General features: G+C 43.2%; 14 protein-coding genes. 13 read left to right on the top strand and 1 reads right to left on the bottom strand.

Annotation, left to right across the window (positions count from 1 at the left end; all coding sequences use genetic code 11):
• Window positions 1–12 precede the first annotated feature (12 nt).
• Window positions 13–807 (top strand): SDR family NAD(P)-dependent oxidoreductase, encoded by a 795-nt coding sequence (locus ABZD21_RS12675; RefSeq protein ID WP_372775387.1) that lies wholly within the window; start codon window positions 13–15, stop codon window positions 805–807.
• A gap of 92 nt (window positions 808–899) precedes the next feature.
• Here the strand turns inward: ABZD21_RS12675 and ABZD21_RS12680 are convergent, their stop codons facing one another.
• Complete coding sequence (locus ABZD21_RS12680) at window positions 900–3083, bottom strand: T9SS type A sorting domain-containing protein (protein ID WP_372775388.1); 2184 nt, start codon at window positions 3081–3083, stop codon at window positions 900–902.
• 147 nt (window positions 3084–3230) lie between these two features.
• Between ABZD21_RS12680 and ABZD21_RS12685 the strand changes: the two genes are divergently transcribed.
• The 12 genes from ABZD21_RS12685 (at window position 3231) to ABZD21_RS12740 (ending at window position 15369) form a co-directional block, all read left to right on the top strand.
• On the top strand, window positions 3231–3644 hold the full coding sequence (locus tag ABZD21_RS12685; RefSeq protein ID WP_372775389.1) for a threonyl-tRNA synthetase editing domain-containing protein: 414 nt from the start codon (window positions 3231–3233) through the stop codon (window positions 3642–3644).
• Between the two features lie 10 nt (window positions 3645–3654).
• Complete coding sequence (locus ABZD21_RS12690; protein WP_372775391.1) at window positions 3655–4329, top strand: TatD family hydrolase; 675 nt, start codon at window positions 3655–3657, stop codon at window positions 4327–4329.
• Complete coding sequence (locus tag ABZD21_RS12695; RefSeq protein WP_372775392.1) at window positions 4326–5057, top strand: ThiF family adenylyltransferase; 732 nt, start codon at window positions 4326–4328, stop codon at window positions 5055–5057. The genes ABZD21_RS12690 and ABZD21_RS12695 overlap by 4 nt, the downstream gene beginning before the upstream one ends.
• Window positions 5058–5090: 33 nt before the next feature.
• Window positions 5091–5831: a hypothetical protein gene (locus ABZD21_RS12700; RefSeq protein ID WP_372775393.1), complete on the top strand. Its 741-nt coding sequence runs from the start codon at window positions 5091–5093 to the stop codon at window positions 5829–5831.
• Between the two features lie 373 nt (window positions 5832–6204).
• The gene (locus tag ABZD21_RS12705; RefSeq protein WP_372775394.1) at window positions 6205–7548 is read left to right on the top strand and encodes an ACT domain-containing protein; all 1344 of its coding nucleotides are present in this window, start codon (window positions 6205–6207) and stop codon (window positions 7546–7548) included.
• A gap of 82 nt (window positions 7549–7630) precedes the next feature.
• Window positions 7631–8932, top strand: a complete 1302-nt coding sequence (locus ABZD21_RS12710) for an O-acetylhomoserine aminocarboxypropyltransferase/cysteine synthase family protein (protein WP_372775395.1) — start codon at window positions 7631–7633, stop codon at window positions 8930–8932.
• A gap of 59 nt (window positions 8933–8991) precedes the next feature.
• Window positions 8992–9909 carry a homoserine O-succinyltransferase gene (gene metA, locus ABZD21_RS12715; protein WP_372775396.1) on the top strand — a complete coding sequence of 306 codons (918 nt, stop codon included), beginning with the start codon at window positions 8992–8994 and terminating at the stop codon, window positions 9907–9909.
• A gap of 118 nt (window positions 9910–10027) precedes the next feature.
• Complete coding sequence (gene elbB / locus ABZD21_RS12720; protein ID WP_372775397.1) at window positions 10028–10684, top strand: isoprenoid biosynthesis glyoxalase ElbB; 657 nt, start codon at window positions 10028–10030, stop codon at window positions 10682–10684.
• Window positions 10685–10967: 283 nt separating this feature from the next.
• Window positions 10968–12278, top strand: a complete 1311-nt coding sequence (locus ABZD21_RS12725; RefSeq protein ID WP_372775398.1) for an acetyl-CoA hydrolase/transferase family protein — start codon at window positions 10968–10970, stop codon at window positions 12276–12278.
• 193 nt (window positions 12279–12471) lie between these two features.
• A complete protein-coding gene (gene mce, locus ABZD21_RS12730) occupies window positions 12472–12873 on the top strand; it encodes a methylmalonyl-CoA epimerase (protein WP_372775399.1) in 402 nt (133 codons plus the stop codon).
• Window positions 12874–12906: 33 nt separating this feature from the next.
• On the top strand, window positions 12907–14466 hold the full coding sequence (locus ABZD21_RS12735) for an acyl-CoA carboxylase subunit beta (protein WP_372775400.1): 1560 nt from the start codon (window positions 12907–12909) through the stop codon (window positions 14464–14466).
• Between the two features lie 9 nt (window positions 14467–14475).
• On the top strand, window positions 14476–15369 hold the full coding sequence (locus ABZD21_RS12740; RefSeq protein WP_372775401.1) for an OadG family transporter subunit: 894 nt from the start codon (window positions 14476–14478) through the stop codon (window positions 15367–15369).
• Window positions 15370–15447 lie beyond the last annotated feature (78 nt).

The raw sequence follows: 15447 nt of genomic DNA on the forward strand, positions 1-15447 counted from the left end.
GAAGATACCGCCATGAAAAATATAGTGATAACAGGTGCCACCGACGGAATTGGAAAACTGGCTGCAATCCAACTGGCCAAAGAAGGTCATTCAATTTTCGTTCACGGCCGAAATGAAGTAAAGGTCTCCGCTACTATAGCGGAGATAAAAGCTGATACAAACAACCAAAATATTTCCGGTTTAGTGGCCGATATGTCAGACTTGAATGCCGTTAAACAAATGGCCGACAAGATCAACCGTGAACTCCCCGGCATTGATGTACTGATCAACAATGCAGGTGTTTTTAAAAGTTCAAATATCCTCAACAAACAAGGTGTCGATCTGAGGTTCGTAGTGAACTATCTGGCTCCATACCTCCTAACAACTATGATTCTCCCTTTACTGGAAAAAACCAAAGGCTCACGCATCATCAATTTAAGTTCGGCCGCACAGGCTGCTATTTCGTACGATGCCATGCTCGGTAAATCCCCCATATCAGTAAACGAATCTTATGCTCAAAGCAAACTGGCACTAACCATGTGGAGTTTCCGCCTGGCAACAGAACTGCATGAAACCTCAGTTATAGCTGTTAACCCGGGCTCTCTGTTGAATACTAAAATGGCCAACGAAGCCTACGGGCAGCATTGGTCTCCCGCAGAAAAAGGGGCTGATATTCTATGTGATTTGGCACAATCGAAAGAACACGAAGGAATTACCGGAAAATATTTCGACAACGACAGGGGCGCTTGGGCAAATGCACACCAACTTGCCTACAACGAAGCTGCAATCGATGAACTGATCGACTTCACCCAAAAATTAATTGACTAAAACAGAGAGATGAATTTCACAGTGCCATTTTACAAACCTCCATAAAAGGCTGATCGTTTGTTACATCGGGTTGAGCCACTCCCAAATACAAATTATTCGCCTCCCAGATAAAGTACCTTTTGGCTATAAACGGTTCCGTTGGTAGCGCTGGTCAACCGAACGAAGTATATTCCCGGCCGAAAAGCATTGAAACTTATCGCGATCCGGTCTGGCTCTGTACTTGTTGTGTTCACCGCACAAGAACGTCCCAACAAGTCGAATATCTCAGGATCAACAGGTTCAACCTCGTCCTGAAATCGGATCACTAGTTCTTCATTAAAACGCAATGGATTGGGATAGGCAACAAATTCCAGATCTTCCTCCCCAAACGGGTCCACTTCCGCTTCGGTTTGTTGGTAGCAAACCAAAGCCTCTATCACTGCAGCCGTTCCGCTTTGCGTGTTACTTTTGTCCTGAAAACTGTACCACTCACCACCATCGAAAATAAAGTAAGTATTTGAGCTATCGTTACTTCGTTCGGCCAGATAAACGGCAAAAATATCGTTCGAATTCATATTTTCGATCGACCATGCAAGGTAAAAACTGCCGTCGGTACTAACTTCCTCATCAAAAGAAAAGTAATTCATAACTCCCTCGACCACGCCGCTCAAGCTAAAATCCTGACTATAAATTAAACTCCCCGGAAGATCTCCGCCTTCGTATACCGAAATAGTTAAAAATGCCCCGCTTCCGGTTATCGATTTGCGCGAAACACCAAGCGTCAACCCTTGAATTTTACACGAGGTATCAAATTGAAAAGACTCAGCAAATTCGGAAAAGCCAAAACTATTGGTTCCGCTATAATAGCCATCACCTTCATTGTTCTGATCGATTAATCCGTCGACATGCAAATCATTGTCTTTCAGATTGGTTACAACGGTACATTGTTCTTCCTCAGCAAACGGATCCATCCCATTGAGGGAGGTCGCGCCAGTATTATTCGGATCGAGCCAGCTTTTCAATTGCATATCGGACGACGAAAAATTGTCCCAGGCATAACGGAACTGAGAAAAATAGTCATTAACCGGATTATCACAACTAGCCTCGCCTCCCACCAAAGAACCGCGTACCCGCAAATCCGGGTCAATCAAACCAGCTCCCGACGAGCCGGACTCGGTGGTTCCTTCTTCCCATTGACGCACTTTCCAAAAAGCGCCTGACAAATAATCGGAGGAATAAGAACTGATGACAGGCGAATCGCGATCGATCGCCACTTTCTTGATGTCACCTAGCGGATGATGGATTGAAACAGTTGAATCGGGGACTGTCGACGAACGATCCCATCCAAGGAAATAAGGTTGAAAACTCTTTGGTGGTTCCACGCTCAACTCAACAAGCGAAAAATCCAGCTCTGTGGAAGTCGCCTTTAAGCTGCTGCTACTAATTGAGTTCAACACCTCTCCATCAATATTCTGACAATAGGGCGACTCATAATTAAACAAAAACACACTCTTCGACGCATCACTCGAGTTCTGAATACAATGATTTGCGGTGTATAAATAAGGTGTTCCGTCTTCTTGAGTATTATTCAACAAAGTTCCCGTGCACAGCTCTGTTCCGGCAATCAAGATCCGACAAACCGCATCGGCTGCATCCCGATACTGATCCAGGTAATCGCATTTTACATTCACGTTGCATGTGCCGGATTCGCCTAAAGGTCGACGTCCGCCGGAATAGGCTTTCAACCCGGCAAAGTCGTGATTAACTGATTGCAACTCCAGCTCTCCCGAAAAATCCGCGTCAAGTGGTTCTTCGTACTGAATGATAAGTTTATCCCCTTCAACCGGCATTGTCGCCAAAATACCATCGGCTTTATTATTTTGCGATGTAAATGCCCCCAACACATCATTTTGATCTTCTGAATACAGAAATAATCGGGCACCCTCGGGTAAATAATAGCGATTAAAAATAACATTCAACGATAACGCGCCCGGCGACTCCAGTTTAAGCTGCCAAACTTTGTAATCGCCGCTTTCAATCCATGTTCCCGAATTTTGAGTCGAAAAGTCAACAGGAATGGCGTAGGCAAATCGAAAAGCTTTTTCCAACATTTTTCCGGTTTTGAGCTTTTCAACCAATTCGATTTCCGAATCCGGAATGTGGAGTTCAACATACTCATTTCCACCAGCAACTTTCAACTGCTGAATGGCAATCGGGCTGCCTCCTTGCGACAGTTGTGCCAACACGGGCAAAGTCGCGAAACATAGGAACAGAAAAAGAATAATTTTAAATCGCATAGGGTACTTTCGAGCTAAACCAAATTTATGAAAATAAGCCGTAATACAAAGCAGACGAAATTGATGACTCCGGACAAATTAACAATCCAGTCCTTTTCCATTCCAAATGGATCACACAACCTTCCAACTTTTCATTATTTTTGAAAAATGAAGGTACTGGTCATGTATGTTAACCGCTTTAGTTACCAAACTGCGGAGAAAAATCTGGATCATGTTGACGATCTCAATGAGCAGCGTGAATTCACCGACGCGATTTTAGCGTTCATTCAGGTTGAAGAGAAAGACGAAGAAAAGGATGTTGGCAGCCGGGAAAAGAAATTGGTGAACCATCTGAAATGGACTGCCCGCAAGAATCAGGCAAACCGAATTATCTTGCATTCGTTCGCGCACTTGTCGGAATCAAAAGCTTCGGTGGCTTTCACTCACGAGCTTTTCAACCGGGCTGAAAAAAGGCTGCAAAATGCCGACTACGAAACCGCTCAAACACCTTTTGGCTACTTTCTGGATCTTCAAATAGATGCTCCCGGATTTTCGCTGGCCCGGATATGGGCCGATTTGTAAACCCAAAAATTTGACCCCAAGAAACGGAACCTTGAAGTTTATAAATTTACATACACACTTTAGCTTACCCAACAACGAACTTGGGTTGGTAAACCATTCGGTGTTACTCCCCTTTGCGCCAAAAGCCGATCAACTTTATTCGGTGGGATTGCACCCCTGGAATTTGGATCAGGCTAAAGGCAGCCGGTGGATTAACCACTTGGAAGAAGCACTGAAGCATCCGCAGGTTTTAGCTGTAGGCGAGTGCGGCATCGACCGTACGTTGGAAACCTCCGTTGACATACAAACTGAGTTTTTCATGCCCCAATTGCAATTGGCCGAGGAAGGAAACAAACCGATCGTCCTGCACGCCGTTCGAAGCTATTCCGACCTCCTTCAATTAAAGAAAAAAACCCGCAGTAAAATTCCCTGGATTTTGCATGGCTACCAGGGGAACGCCGAAACCACGAAACAGTTGGTCCATCAAGGATTCTATTTTTCAATCGGCACTACCCTATTGAACGATCGTCAGAAACTCAACCAATCGCTCCGGGAAATCCCCCTCACACACCTGTTTTTTGAAACCGACGAAAGCACTGAGATTGTTGAAAGTATTTATATTTTTGCGGCCCGAAAGCTGGATCTTTCTTCAAATGAGCTGAAAGAACAACTATCGCAGAATTTTAACCAAGTATTTTTAAAATGAAGAATTGGCAGGAGCGTACCCTTTTAATGTTGGGTGAGGAGGGATTGAAAAAACTGGTCAACGCGCATGTATTGATTGTTGGACTGGGAGGCGTTGGTGCCTACGCAGCCGAGCAAATCTGTCGGGCTGGTGTCGGAAAAATGACCATTGTCGACGGCGACGAGGTAGAAACCACCAACCGCAATCGTCAGCTACCGGCGCTAATTAGCAACGACGGAAAGCCCAAAGCTGAAATTATGGGAGCTCGTTTCCGTGATATCAACCCCGACATTGAGGTGAACGTTATTAACGAGTACCTGAAAGATGAACGGATGATTGAAATTTTGGAAGCAGATAACTACGACTATGTAGTGGATGCCATCGACACACTTGCTCCAAAAACATTTTTGATATACCACAGTGTACAGCGCAATCTGCCCATTGTAAGCTCCATGGGAGCAGGTGGCAAATTCGATCCAACCTTGATTGAAAACTGCGATATATCCAAATCGTACAATTGCAAACTGGCACGCATGCTCCGCAAACGTCTCTACAAATTAGGCGTTCGAAAAGGCGTACAAGTGGTGTTCTCGCCCGAGGAAGTTGAAAAAGAACGTGTTCGGATTGAAGAAGGTCGCAATAAGAAATCAGCTGTCGGTACCATTTCGTATATGCCTCCGCTATTTGGCTGCCACGTAGCATCTGTTGTTATTCGAAATTTGTTGGCAGAAAAACCTGAACTGGTATAAAACTTGTGCAAAAGATCGAAAAAATCCGGAATCATGAAAACAAAACACCCCCTCTTGTTTGTAATTATTCTAGTTGCACTAATCGTTCAATCTTGTTCTTCCCCCAAAAACATCGTCAAGCTATTGCCGAAGGAGGAAACCAGCAAATGGTTGTATGGCCAGCCAATCTTGACCGATTCAATTTACGGCGTAGCTTACGAAATAGGCTTCGACCGCCTGCAAGACGACCAATATTGGTTCGATTTTCACATTACCAATCGCTCAAACATGCCTTTATTGGTCGATCCGGCACAATTCAGCTACCAAGCTTTTGATCCATTGATGAACCCCAAAAGTCAGCAACCAATAACAGCAATCGATCCGGAAATAAAAATTCAGCAATTCGATAAGGATATTGCCAGAAATCAAGCGGTCAGCAAAAATCGGGTTGGACTCGTGATTATGGGAATTGGGGCAAGCGTTGTGGCAAATGCCATTATTGGAACCGAAAACCCTCGCAACAACAACCTGCGCCATGCAGTTACCGATGGTATTATGGAAGCATCCTTCGCTGCCGGACACGAAGCTCGGTTTGAAGTCCAAAACCTGAACGAACTAAAAGATGCCTGGGAAAACGGAACGATCCGAAAAACAACGCTCGACACCAACTTCTCCATGCACGGGAAAGTGTTTTTCCCGGCCACACCAGATGCTTCTTATCTTCGGATTTTTATTCCTATTGATGATCATACGCTTGAGTTCGACTTCAAACAAGTTCAGTTTCCGGCAAACTAAAAGAAAACAAAACACTCCGAAAGACGCACCAAATCCCTATCTACTAGTCTTTTAACCACAGCTCCTATCCAAAATGATTCGAAAGCATGGTGTCTGCACAAGTTGTTTATTTAAAGTTTTTCTAAATAAGTTATTGCTAGTTTTAAAACTATTTCCTAGGTTTGTGACAGTTTATTTACACACACGGATGATTAACAGCAACACATATTCAAATTCTGCAAGCATCAGCTCTACGATGCTTACTGCTGTTTTCATGCCTTCCATGTCTATGTGCATGCGATAGCCTTCATTCGGTATTCCCCTGGGATATGGATTGAAGGCGTATAGAATCCGATTTTAAGATTTCCACTATTTTCCATAAAAATATTAGGCTATGCCCGAATGTATTGTCCGGTTTAGCGGCAACAACCTAAAAGAGCCGCTTATCATAAAAAGTTTGGTGAATTTGCTCAACCAAACCAGCACAAAACACGTACTTGTTGTTTCATCACCTAAAGAGATTCAGAATCTGCTTTCGAGAGGAATTAAGAACCTCATCAGTTCAAACGGCAACCCGGAATTACTGATCCGGCAGATCCATGCTGAAGTGGATCAGATAAAAACAGTGTTCGAACTATGCGAAGTTGCCGAATTAGACAATTGGTTTGAAAAACTGGAAATTCTGCTGAAAGGTATTTACTACACCGGCGATTTCTCTCCATCATTGCAAGACCAGGTGCTTTCGTTTTCCGAAAAAATAGCGACCATTTTGCTTTTTGGAATTCTGAAGCACAATCACATACAGGCTGATGTTGTATTTCCGGAAACGATGGGACTCATCGTGAGTGAGGAATTTGGCAATGCCAGTATCAAAATGGAAGAATCTTCGACACAAATTGCCGGGCTCACCTTGGGTAAAATTACACTTATTCCGGGATCATACGGTATTACCAGCGCCGGCAAAATTGCCCGAATAGGCTACCGGGCTGCGGATTATACCGCGGCAACACTGGCATCAATCCGGAATGCCGATGGTCTTGAATTATGGCAAATCGGAACACCATTTAAAACAGCCGACCAACAATTCGTTGATCAGGCAGACTACATCTCCGACCTGACTTATGCCGAAGCATCGGAACTGACTTATTTCAATTATTCAGGCATCCACCCTCGAATTGTTGAGCCTTTAATCGAGAAACGCATCCCGATCCTTGTCTACGAATTGAACGACGGAAAAAAAATCCTTCGAACAAAAATCAACTCGAAAAGCATCGTTGCCAAACAAGTAGTTAAAAGCGTTGCCTATACCGATGATATTGCCATTTTAAAACTTAATGGCCCCGGGGTCGGTTTCAAGCCCGGAATTTTGGCAAAAGTGACCGGGCTATTCAATAAAAACAACATCAATATTCGTTCGGTAATTACGGCTCAAACCAGCATAAACATCATTATTGATAAAGATTCAGCAGAACGGGCTAAAAAACTCACTTCTGACTTACACCTTCCTTCGGTTAGCCAAGTCACACTCGACCAAAGAGTGTCGCTAATCGCCATTGTGGGACACGGTATGCAGCAGAATCATGGTATCTCCGCCTCGCTTTTTTCAGCCGTTGCCCATAACAAAATTAATGTCATAATCAGTGGCTCCGGTGCATCAGATTTAGTAAGCTACTTAATTGTGGATGAAAACGACAAAATCAAAGCAATTCAGGAAATTCACAAAATCTTTTTCAAATAGACGAATCCATAGAACCTTAAGTCTTCTTTTAGGTTATCAATATCAGGAAATAAAAAAATTACAGATATCTAAAATAAAAACAATGACAAACAAAAATTTAAAATTCGAGACGCTGCAATTACATGCAGGTCAACAAGCCGATCCAACTACAGGCTCTCGGGCAGTACCAATTTACCAAACCAGTTCGTACGTATTCAAAGATGCCGATCATGCGGCAAACCTCTTTGGGTTGAAGGAATTTGGAAACATCTACACGCGAATCATGAACCCAACTTCCGATGTTTTCGAACAACGGATTGCAGCGCTGGAAGGTGGAGTTGCAGCACTGTCGGTAGCCTCGGGCCATGCGGCTCAATTTCTGGTATTTAATACGCTACTCGAACCAGGAGATAACTTTGTGAGTTCACCCTACCTTTATGGTGGAACCTACAACCAATTCAAAGTTTCGTTCAAAAAACACAACCTGGAAGCCCGGTTAACCAAAGACCTGAAACCGGAATCGTTTGAAGCGCTGATCGACGAGAAAACAAAAATTATTTACCTCGAAACAATTGGCAACCCGGGCTTTGTTGTTCCTGATTTTGACGCGATTGCAGCGGTAGCAAAAAAATATGACATCCCATTGGTGGTTGACAATACCTTTGCTGGTGGTGGCTACCTGTTCCGCCCGATTGATCATGGTGCGAATATTGTCGTCGAATCGGCTACCAAATGGATTGGCGGCCATGGAACCAGCATCGGTGGTGTAATTGTCGATGCCGGAAACTACAACTGGGGAAATGGCAAGTTTCCGGGCTTCACTGAGCCTTCCGAAGGATATCATGGTTTAAAATTCTGGGATATTTTTAACTTTGACGGCCCATTTGGAAACATTGCTTTTATTATTAAAGCCCGTGTTGAAGGTTTGCGCGATTTTGGCCCAGCAATCAGCCCGTTCAACTCATTCCTGTTGTTACAAGGTTTGGAAACGCTGTCGCTAAGAATGGATCGCCATGTTGAAAACGCACAAAAACTTGCCGAATGGTTGGAAAACCACCCGAAAGTGGAAAGCGTGAATTACCCGGGACTGAAAAGCAGCCCATCCTACGAACTGGCGAAGAAATACCTGCCAAAAGGAGCCGGAAGCATGCTTTCGGTGATTGTAAAAGGCGGTGTTGAAGAAGCTAAAAAGGTAGTTGAAAGCCTGGAATTGGTGAGTCACCTGGCCAATGTTGGAGATGCCAAAACCCTGATTATTCAGCCAGCGGCAACCACACACCAGCAACTTTCGGCCGAAGCACAATTAGCAGCCGGTGTATACCCTGCTCAATTACGCGTATCTGTAGGTCTGGAACATATCGACGATATTATCGGCGATTTTGAACAGGCTTTAAATAAGATTTAAACCGAATTCAATAGCCCGGAACCGTTGGTTCCGGGCACTGTAAAAAAAAGGAGTCAATTATGCCATTAAATATTCCGGATAAACTGCCAGCAATTGAATTGCTGCTTCAGGAAAATATTTTCGTGATCGATCAAACGCGCGCCTCTCACCAGGATATTCGCCCCTTAAAGATCATCATACTCAACCTGATGCCGCTAAAAATCACAACCGAGACTGATTTACTGCGGGTGCTATCCAATTCGCCCCTGCAGATCGAAATTGATTTTCTGAAAATCAAAGACCATGAGCACAAACATACCTCTGCCGAACACATGGCTGCTTTTTATAAAACTTTCGATCAGGTAAAGAACAAGAAGTTTGATGGTATGATTATTACCGGAGCACCAGTTGAACTTCTGGCTTTCGAAGAAGTCACATACTGGGACGAAATGAGGAAAATCATGGACTGGTCACTCACAAATGTCACCTCGTCGCTTTTTATCTGCTGGGCCTCTCAAGCTGCTTTGTTTCATTTCTACGGCATCCCCAAATATCCGCTTGAAAAGAAAATGTTCGGTGTTTTCAAGCATCGGATTTCAGATCGAAAAATCCCGATTTTCAGAGGGTTTGACGATGAATATTTTGTACCTCATTCTCGCCACACTGAAATTCGTGCGGAGGACATCAAAAAAGTTGACGGATTAGATATCATCTCCTATTCCGACCATTCGGGCGTAAATATGGTGATGGCCCGCAATGGACGTCAGATATTTATCACCGGCCATGCAGAATACTCACGCATGACGCTTGATGGTGAATACAAGCGAGATGTATCAAAAGATCTGCCGATCGAGATCCCCGCAAATTATTACCCAAATGATGATCCGAACGAAAAACCAATCCTCCGTTGGCGTTCGGCAGCTGACTTACTTTTTACAAACTGGCTGAACTACTACGTCTATCAGGAAACCCCCTACGACTTAGACGAAATAAAATAAACTTGTCGGGATTTCCGATGATCAACTCAAAAAAAGCCACTGAACGGATATCGCCCTTCATTGGCTTTTTTGTTCTTTCAGAAATTCGCTAATTTTAAGAACTAAAATTTGACAAGTCATGAGTGAACAAAAAAAAATCGCAGTTGTCCTTTCTGGTTGTGGTGTTTATGACGGAGCCGAAATTCACGAAGCTACCCTTACAATGCTGGCCATAGCAAAATCAGGTGCGTCCTATACCCTATTTGCCCCAAATGTCGACCAGTTTCATGTAATTAACCATCTCACGGGCGAGGTAATGAATGAAAGCCGCAACGTACTGGTTGAGTCAGCCCGCATTGCTCGGGGAAACGTAAGTGACCTTAAAGAATACAATGCAGCAGATTTCGACGCGCTTGTTTTTCCGGGTGGATTTGGAGCTGCTAAAAACCTGAGCACGTTCGCGTTCGACGGACACAAATGCTCTGTCAACCAAGATGTTGCCACCGCAATTCAATCAACCGCATCCGCCCGTAAACCTATTGGCGCGCTGTGCATCTCTCCGGCCGTCATCACACGGGTACTAGGCAATGTTGAAGTTACGATTGGAAATGATTCGGGTACTGCCGGCGCTATTGAAAACATGGGAGGCAAGCATACTCAGACAACACATGGCGAAATTGTAATTGATCGTAATCACAAAGTCGTAACCACTCCCTGCTATATGCTGGATGCAACGATCGACCAAATTGAAGCCGGAGCCAACAAAGTAATTGAGACAATTTTGTCGATGATCTGACCTTTCATTATAAACATTTGCTCGATTAAACAAAACATTTACGTTTAATGTAGAAAGAAACTTAATGTTTCTATTCTAGGCCACTAGAAATAAGATTTATATATCTTTATATTCCCTATATCACAATAATGCAAATATTAACGGGCTTTCTTAACATTAAATTTAGAAATACGATGGCTTTCCTTAAAACGGCTTTAAATAAGGCACTAATTGTGCCCTCACCATCGTAAATTTTTATCTTTACCACCACAATTTTCAGAGCAAATTATACTATTTCCCTATTATGAAACAAATCAAATACGTTACGCCCGAAGAGGCTGTAAAAGTTATAAAATCCGGAGATCGTGTTCACCTAAGTAGCGTGGCTGTCACACCACATACTTTAATTAAGCCAATGGTTGAACGTGGTCGGAACGGAGAACTATACGATGTAAAAATCCAACACATTCACGTGGAGGGAAAGCTCGACTATGCTGATCCTGAGTTTGAAGGTGTTTTCGTTGCAGAACAATTTTTTGTTGGCGGAAACCTGCGAAAACAAACACAGGCTGGTTATGCCGACTATATCCCTGTTTTCCTGAGCGAAACACAAAAGCTGATTCGCGACGGCTACTTAAAAGTTAATGTTGCCCTAATCATGTGTTCGGTTCCGGACAAGCATGGCTATGTTTCACTCGGTACGTCGGTTGATTCAACTTTGGCGGCTATAGAAACCGCTGATGTTGTAATTGCAGCTGTTAACCCAAATGTACCTCGTGCATTCGGTGATGCGATGGTCAATATTGACGAAATCGATATTTTTGTGGAATGTAACATTCCGTTGTATGCCCACGATATGGCCGAACTTACCGATACTGAAATTCAAATCGGTAAAAACGTAGCTGAATTGGTTGAAGACGGTGCATGTTTGCAAATGGGTATCGGTGGTATTCCAAACGCTGTGTTGGCTCAACTGGGTAACCACAAAGATTTAGGTGTGCATACCGAGATGTTCGCAGACGGTATTCTTCCGTTGGTTGAAAAAGGAGTTGTGACCGGAAAACACAAAAAACTAGACAAAGGTAAAATGGTTGCCTCATTCTTAATGGGAACCAAGGCACTTTACGATTTCATCGACGATAACCCCCGCGTTGCCATGATGGATGTAGGTTACACAAATAGTGTAAGTGTAATTCGCCAGTTGGACAAACTTACCGCAATTAACTCAGCCTTAGCCATCGACCTGACAGGTCAGGTTTGTGCCGACTCCATCGGTATCAAACACTATTCAGGTGTCGGTGGTCAAATCGATTTCATTCGTGGTGCCGGATACTCAAATGGTGGAAAGCCTATTATCGCTCTTCCTTCGGTAACAGCCAAAGGAGTTTCGAAAATCAGCCCGATCTTAATTCCAGGATCAGGAGTTGTAAGTACCCGCTCGAACATGCACTGGGTTGTAACAGAATATGGCGCTGTAAACCTTTATGGTAAAACATTACAGGAACGTGCTAAATTGCTGATCTCTGTTTCTCACCCAGATCATCGCGATTCACTCGACCAGGCAGCTTTTGAACGGTTTGGATCTCATTTCCATTTCGTAAAAAAAACCTACTAATATAATTCAGCAAGCATGATCTAACAATCATGCTTGCTTGTATTAGCTTTCGTTCGAACCTTTATAGTAATGCAAATAAACTCAGTACAAAGGTTCGATTCATTCATTTTCACATTTTCCAGAGCAATTTGGAAGTTCGACGAGCTACAACCAGAAACATTCTTTTAATCATCACATAAATCATTCATTAAAAATGAAAATATCTCACATTGAACACATTGGAATCGCTGTAAAAAGTTTGGAAGAAGCTATCCCTTACTATGAAGGCGTATTAGGATTGAAATGCTATGCAGTTGAAGAAGTTGCAGATCAAAAAGTTAAAACAGCTTTCTTTAAAGTTGGAGACACTAAAATTGAACTTTTAGAATCAACTGATCCAGCAGGACCAATCGGAAAATTCATTGAAAAGAAAGGCCCCGGAGTACACCATTTGGCTTTCGCGGTTGATAACGTAAATGAAGCCTTGACCGATGTAGAGTCGAAAGGTGTTGCCCTGATTGACAAGTCGGCACGCAAAGGAGCTGAAGGACTTAACATTGGCTTCCTTCATCCAAAATCAACCTTGGGCGTACTAACCGAACTTTGTGCCGAATAATTTATTTGAGTACCAACTTTTCAATGTATTAAAATGAACAATCACGATAAAATTAAACATCTTATAGACCTTAGAAACCAAGCCAAATTGGGTGGTGGTGAGAAAAGAATTGAAGCGCAACACGGAAAAGGCAAATTGACTGCCCGCGAACGGGTTGATTTGCTATTGGACGAAGGCAGTTTCGAAGAATTTGACATGTTTGTCACTCACCGTTGTACAAACTTTGGGTTGGAAAAAACCAAATTTTTAGGTGACGGAGTTGTAACCGGACAGGGAACAATTGATGGTCGCCTGGTTTATGTATTCTCTCAAGACTTTACTGTATTTGGCGGTTCATTATCAGAAACTTTCGCACTGAAAATTTGCAAAGTAATGGATATGGCCATGAAAATGGGTGCCCCATTGATCGGTATCAACGACTCGGGTGGCGCACGTATTCAGGAAGGTGTAACAGCTTTGGCCGGATACACGGAGATTTTCCAACGCAACATCATGGCATCTGGTGTTATCCCTCAGATTTCAGCTATTTTCGGTCCTTGCGCCGGTGGTGCTGTATACTCTCCTGCTCTTACTGACTTTATTTTAATGAGTAAAGACACCAGCTACATGTTCGTTACCGGCCCTAAAGTGGTTAAAACAGTAACTGGTGAAGTTGTTACCGACGAACAACTGGGTGGTGCAACTGTTCACGGCTCTAAATCAGGTGTATCGCACTTTATTGCAGAGGATGAGCAGGAAGGAATTTCTATCGTTCGTAAGTTGCTGAGCTTCTTACCTCAAAATAATCTTGAAGATGCACCATTGATGCCATGCGACGACCCAATCGATCGTCTGGAAGATTCGTTGAACGACGTTATTCCGGACAATCCGAATAAACCTTACGATGTAAAAGACGTCATCCATTCAATTGTTGACAATAGCGAATTTTTGGAAGTTCACCGGAACTATGCACAAAACATTGTTGTTGGATTTGCCCGTTTCAACGGAATTTCTGTTGGTGTTGTAGCGAACCAACCAAACTACCTGGCTGGTGTACTCGACATCAACGCTTCCCGCAAAGCAGCGCGTTTTGTTCGTTTCTGCGATGCCTTCAATATTCCTTTGGTCACCTTGGTTGACGTTCCAGGATTCTTGCCTGGTACTGCTCAGGAATACGGTGGTATCATTTCACATGGTGCAAAACTGCTGTTTGCTTATGGTGAAGCGACTGTGCCAAAAGTTACAATTATCCTGCGTAAATCATACGGTGGTGCATATTGCGTAATGAGTTCAAAACACCTTCGCGGCGATATCAACTACTCATGGCCAACCGGTGAAATTGCAGTTATGGGACCAAAAGGTGCGATCGAAGTTCTTCAAAACAAAAAAATCAGAACGATTGAAGACGATCAGGAACGTGCAAACTTCATTGCTGAAGCTGAAGCTGAATACAAGGATAAATTTGCAAACCCATATAATGCGGCTAGATACGGCTACATTGATGATGTAATTGAACCACGCAATACCCGATTCCGGATTATTCGCGCATTGCAGTCATTGGCGACTAAAAAAGACGTCATGCCACCGAAAAAACACACCAATATCCCATTATAAAATATGATCATGCACAGAAAATTTAATCAACTATTTTCCGGGCTCATTATTTTATTGCTAATCGCTAGCTCCCAGTCGCTTATAGCGCAGGGAGCCAGCGATTTAAAGTTTAATGAGATCTTGGTACTCAATGAATCCAACTTTGTCGACGAATACGGTCAGCACAATTCCTGGATTGAAATTGTCAACTCTTCCTACAGCACTGTAAACATTGGTGGCTGCTACTTGACCGACGATAAGGCAAATCCAACGAAATACTGGATTCCGAATGATTCACCTGAAACAATGATCCCTCCGCGCGGCTTTGTGTTGTTTTTCGCAGACAATAAACCAACTCGTGGAATCTTTCACTTAAACTTTGTGATCGACCAGGGGCAAACTTTATACCTGTTCGATACAAACGGGCGTAGTTTGATCGATGAATTGAACATTCCAATGAGTCAGGAGGTAGATATTTCCTATGCCCGAACGCATATCGACGAGGAAGAATGGACAAAAATGACTCACACCACCCCGCGTTCTGAAAATGATCACAGTCGAAAAAAATCAGCTGGTGACCAATTTGTTGAACACGATCCGTCAGGAATTGGAATGGTAATCGTCGCTATGTCAGTTGTATTTTCTGCATTAGCGATTCTTTTTCTTTTCTACTTATTTGTTGGAAAACGTTTTACCACCCGTGCTAAATCTAAACCCCAGACAGCCGAAGCCGGAGCAAAACCAGCCAAAGAAGAAGGCCAACTCTCAGGTGAGATCAACGCAGCTATCGCAATGTCTCTATACCTCTACCAAGCAGAATTACACGATGAAGAAAATACCGTGCTGACAATTAAAAAAGTAGCCAGAACCTATTCTCCGTGGAATTCGAAAATCTATACGTTAAGAAAAAATCCCCGCATATAAATTTACAGCAATGAAAAAATTTAAATTTACCATAAACGGCAACGAATATTCGACTGAGATTATCAATATCGAAGACAA

The sequence above is a fragment of the Mangrovibacterium sp. genome (assembly GCF_041596335.1).
Classification (GTDB): Bacteria; Bacteroidota; Bacteroidia; order Bacteroidales; family Prolixibacteraceae; genus Mangrovibacterium.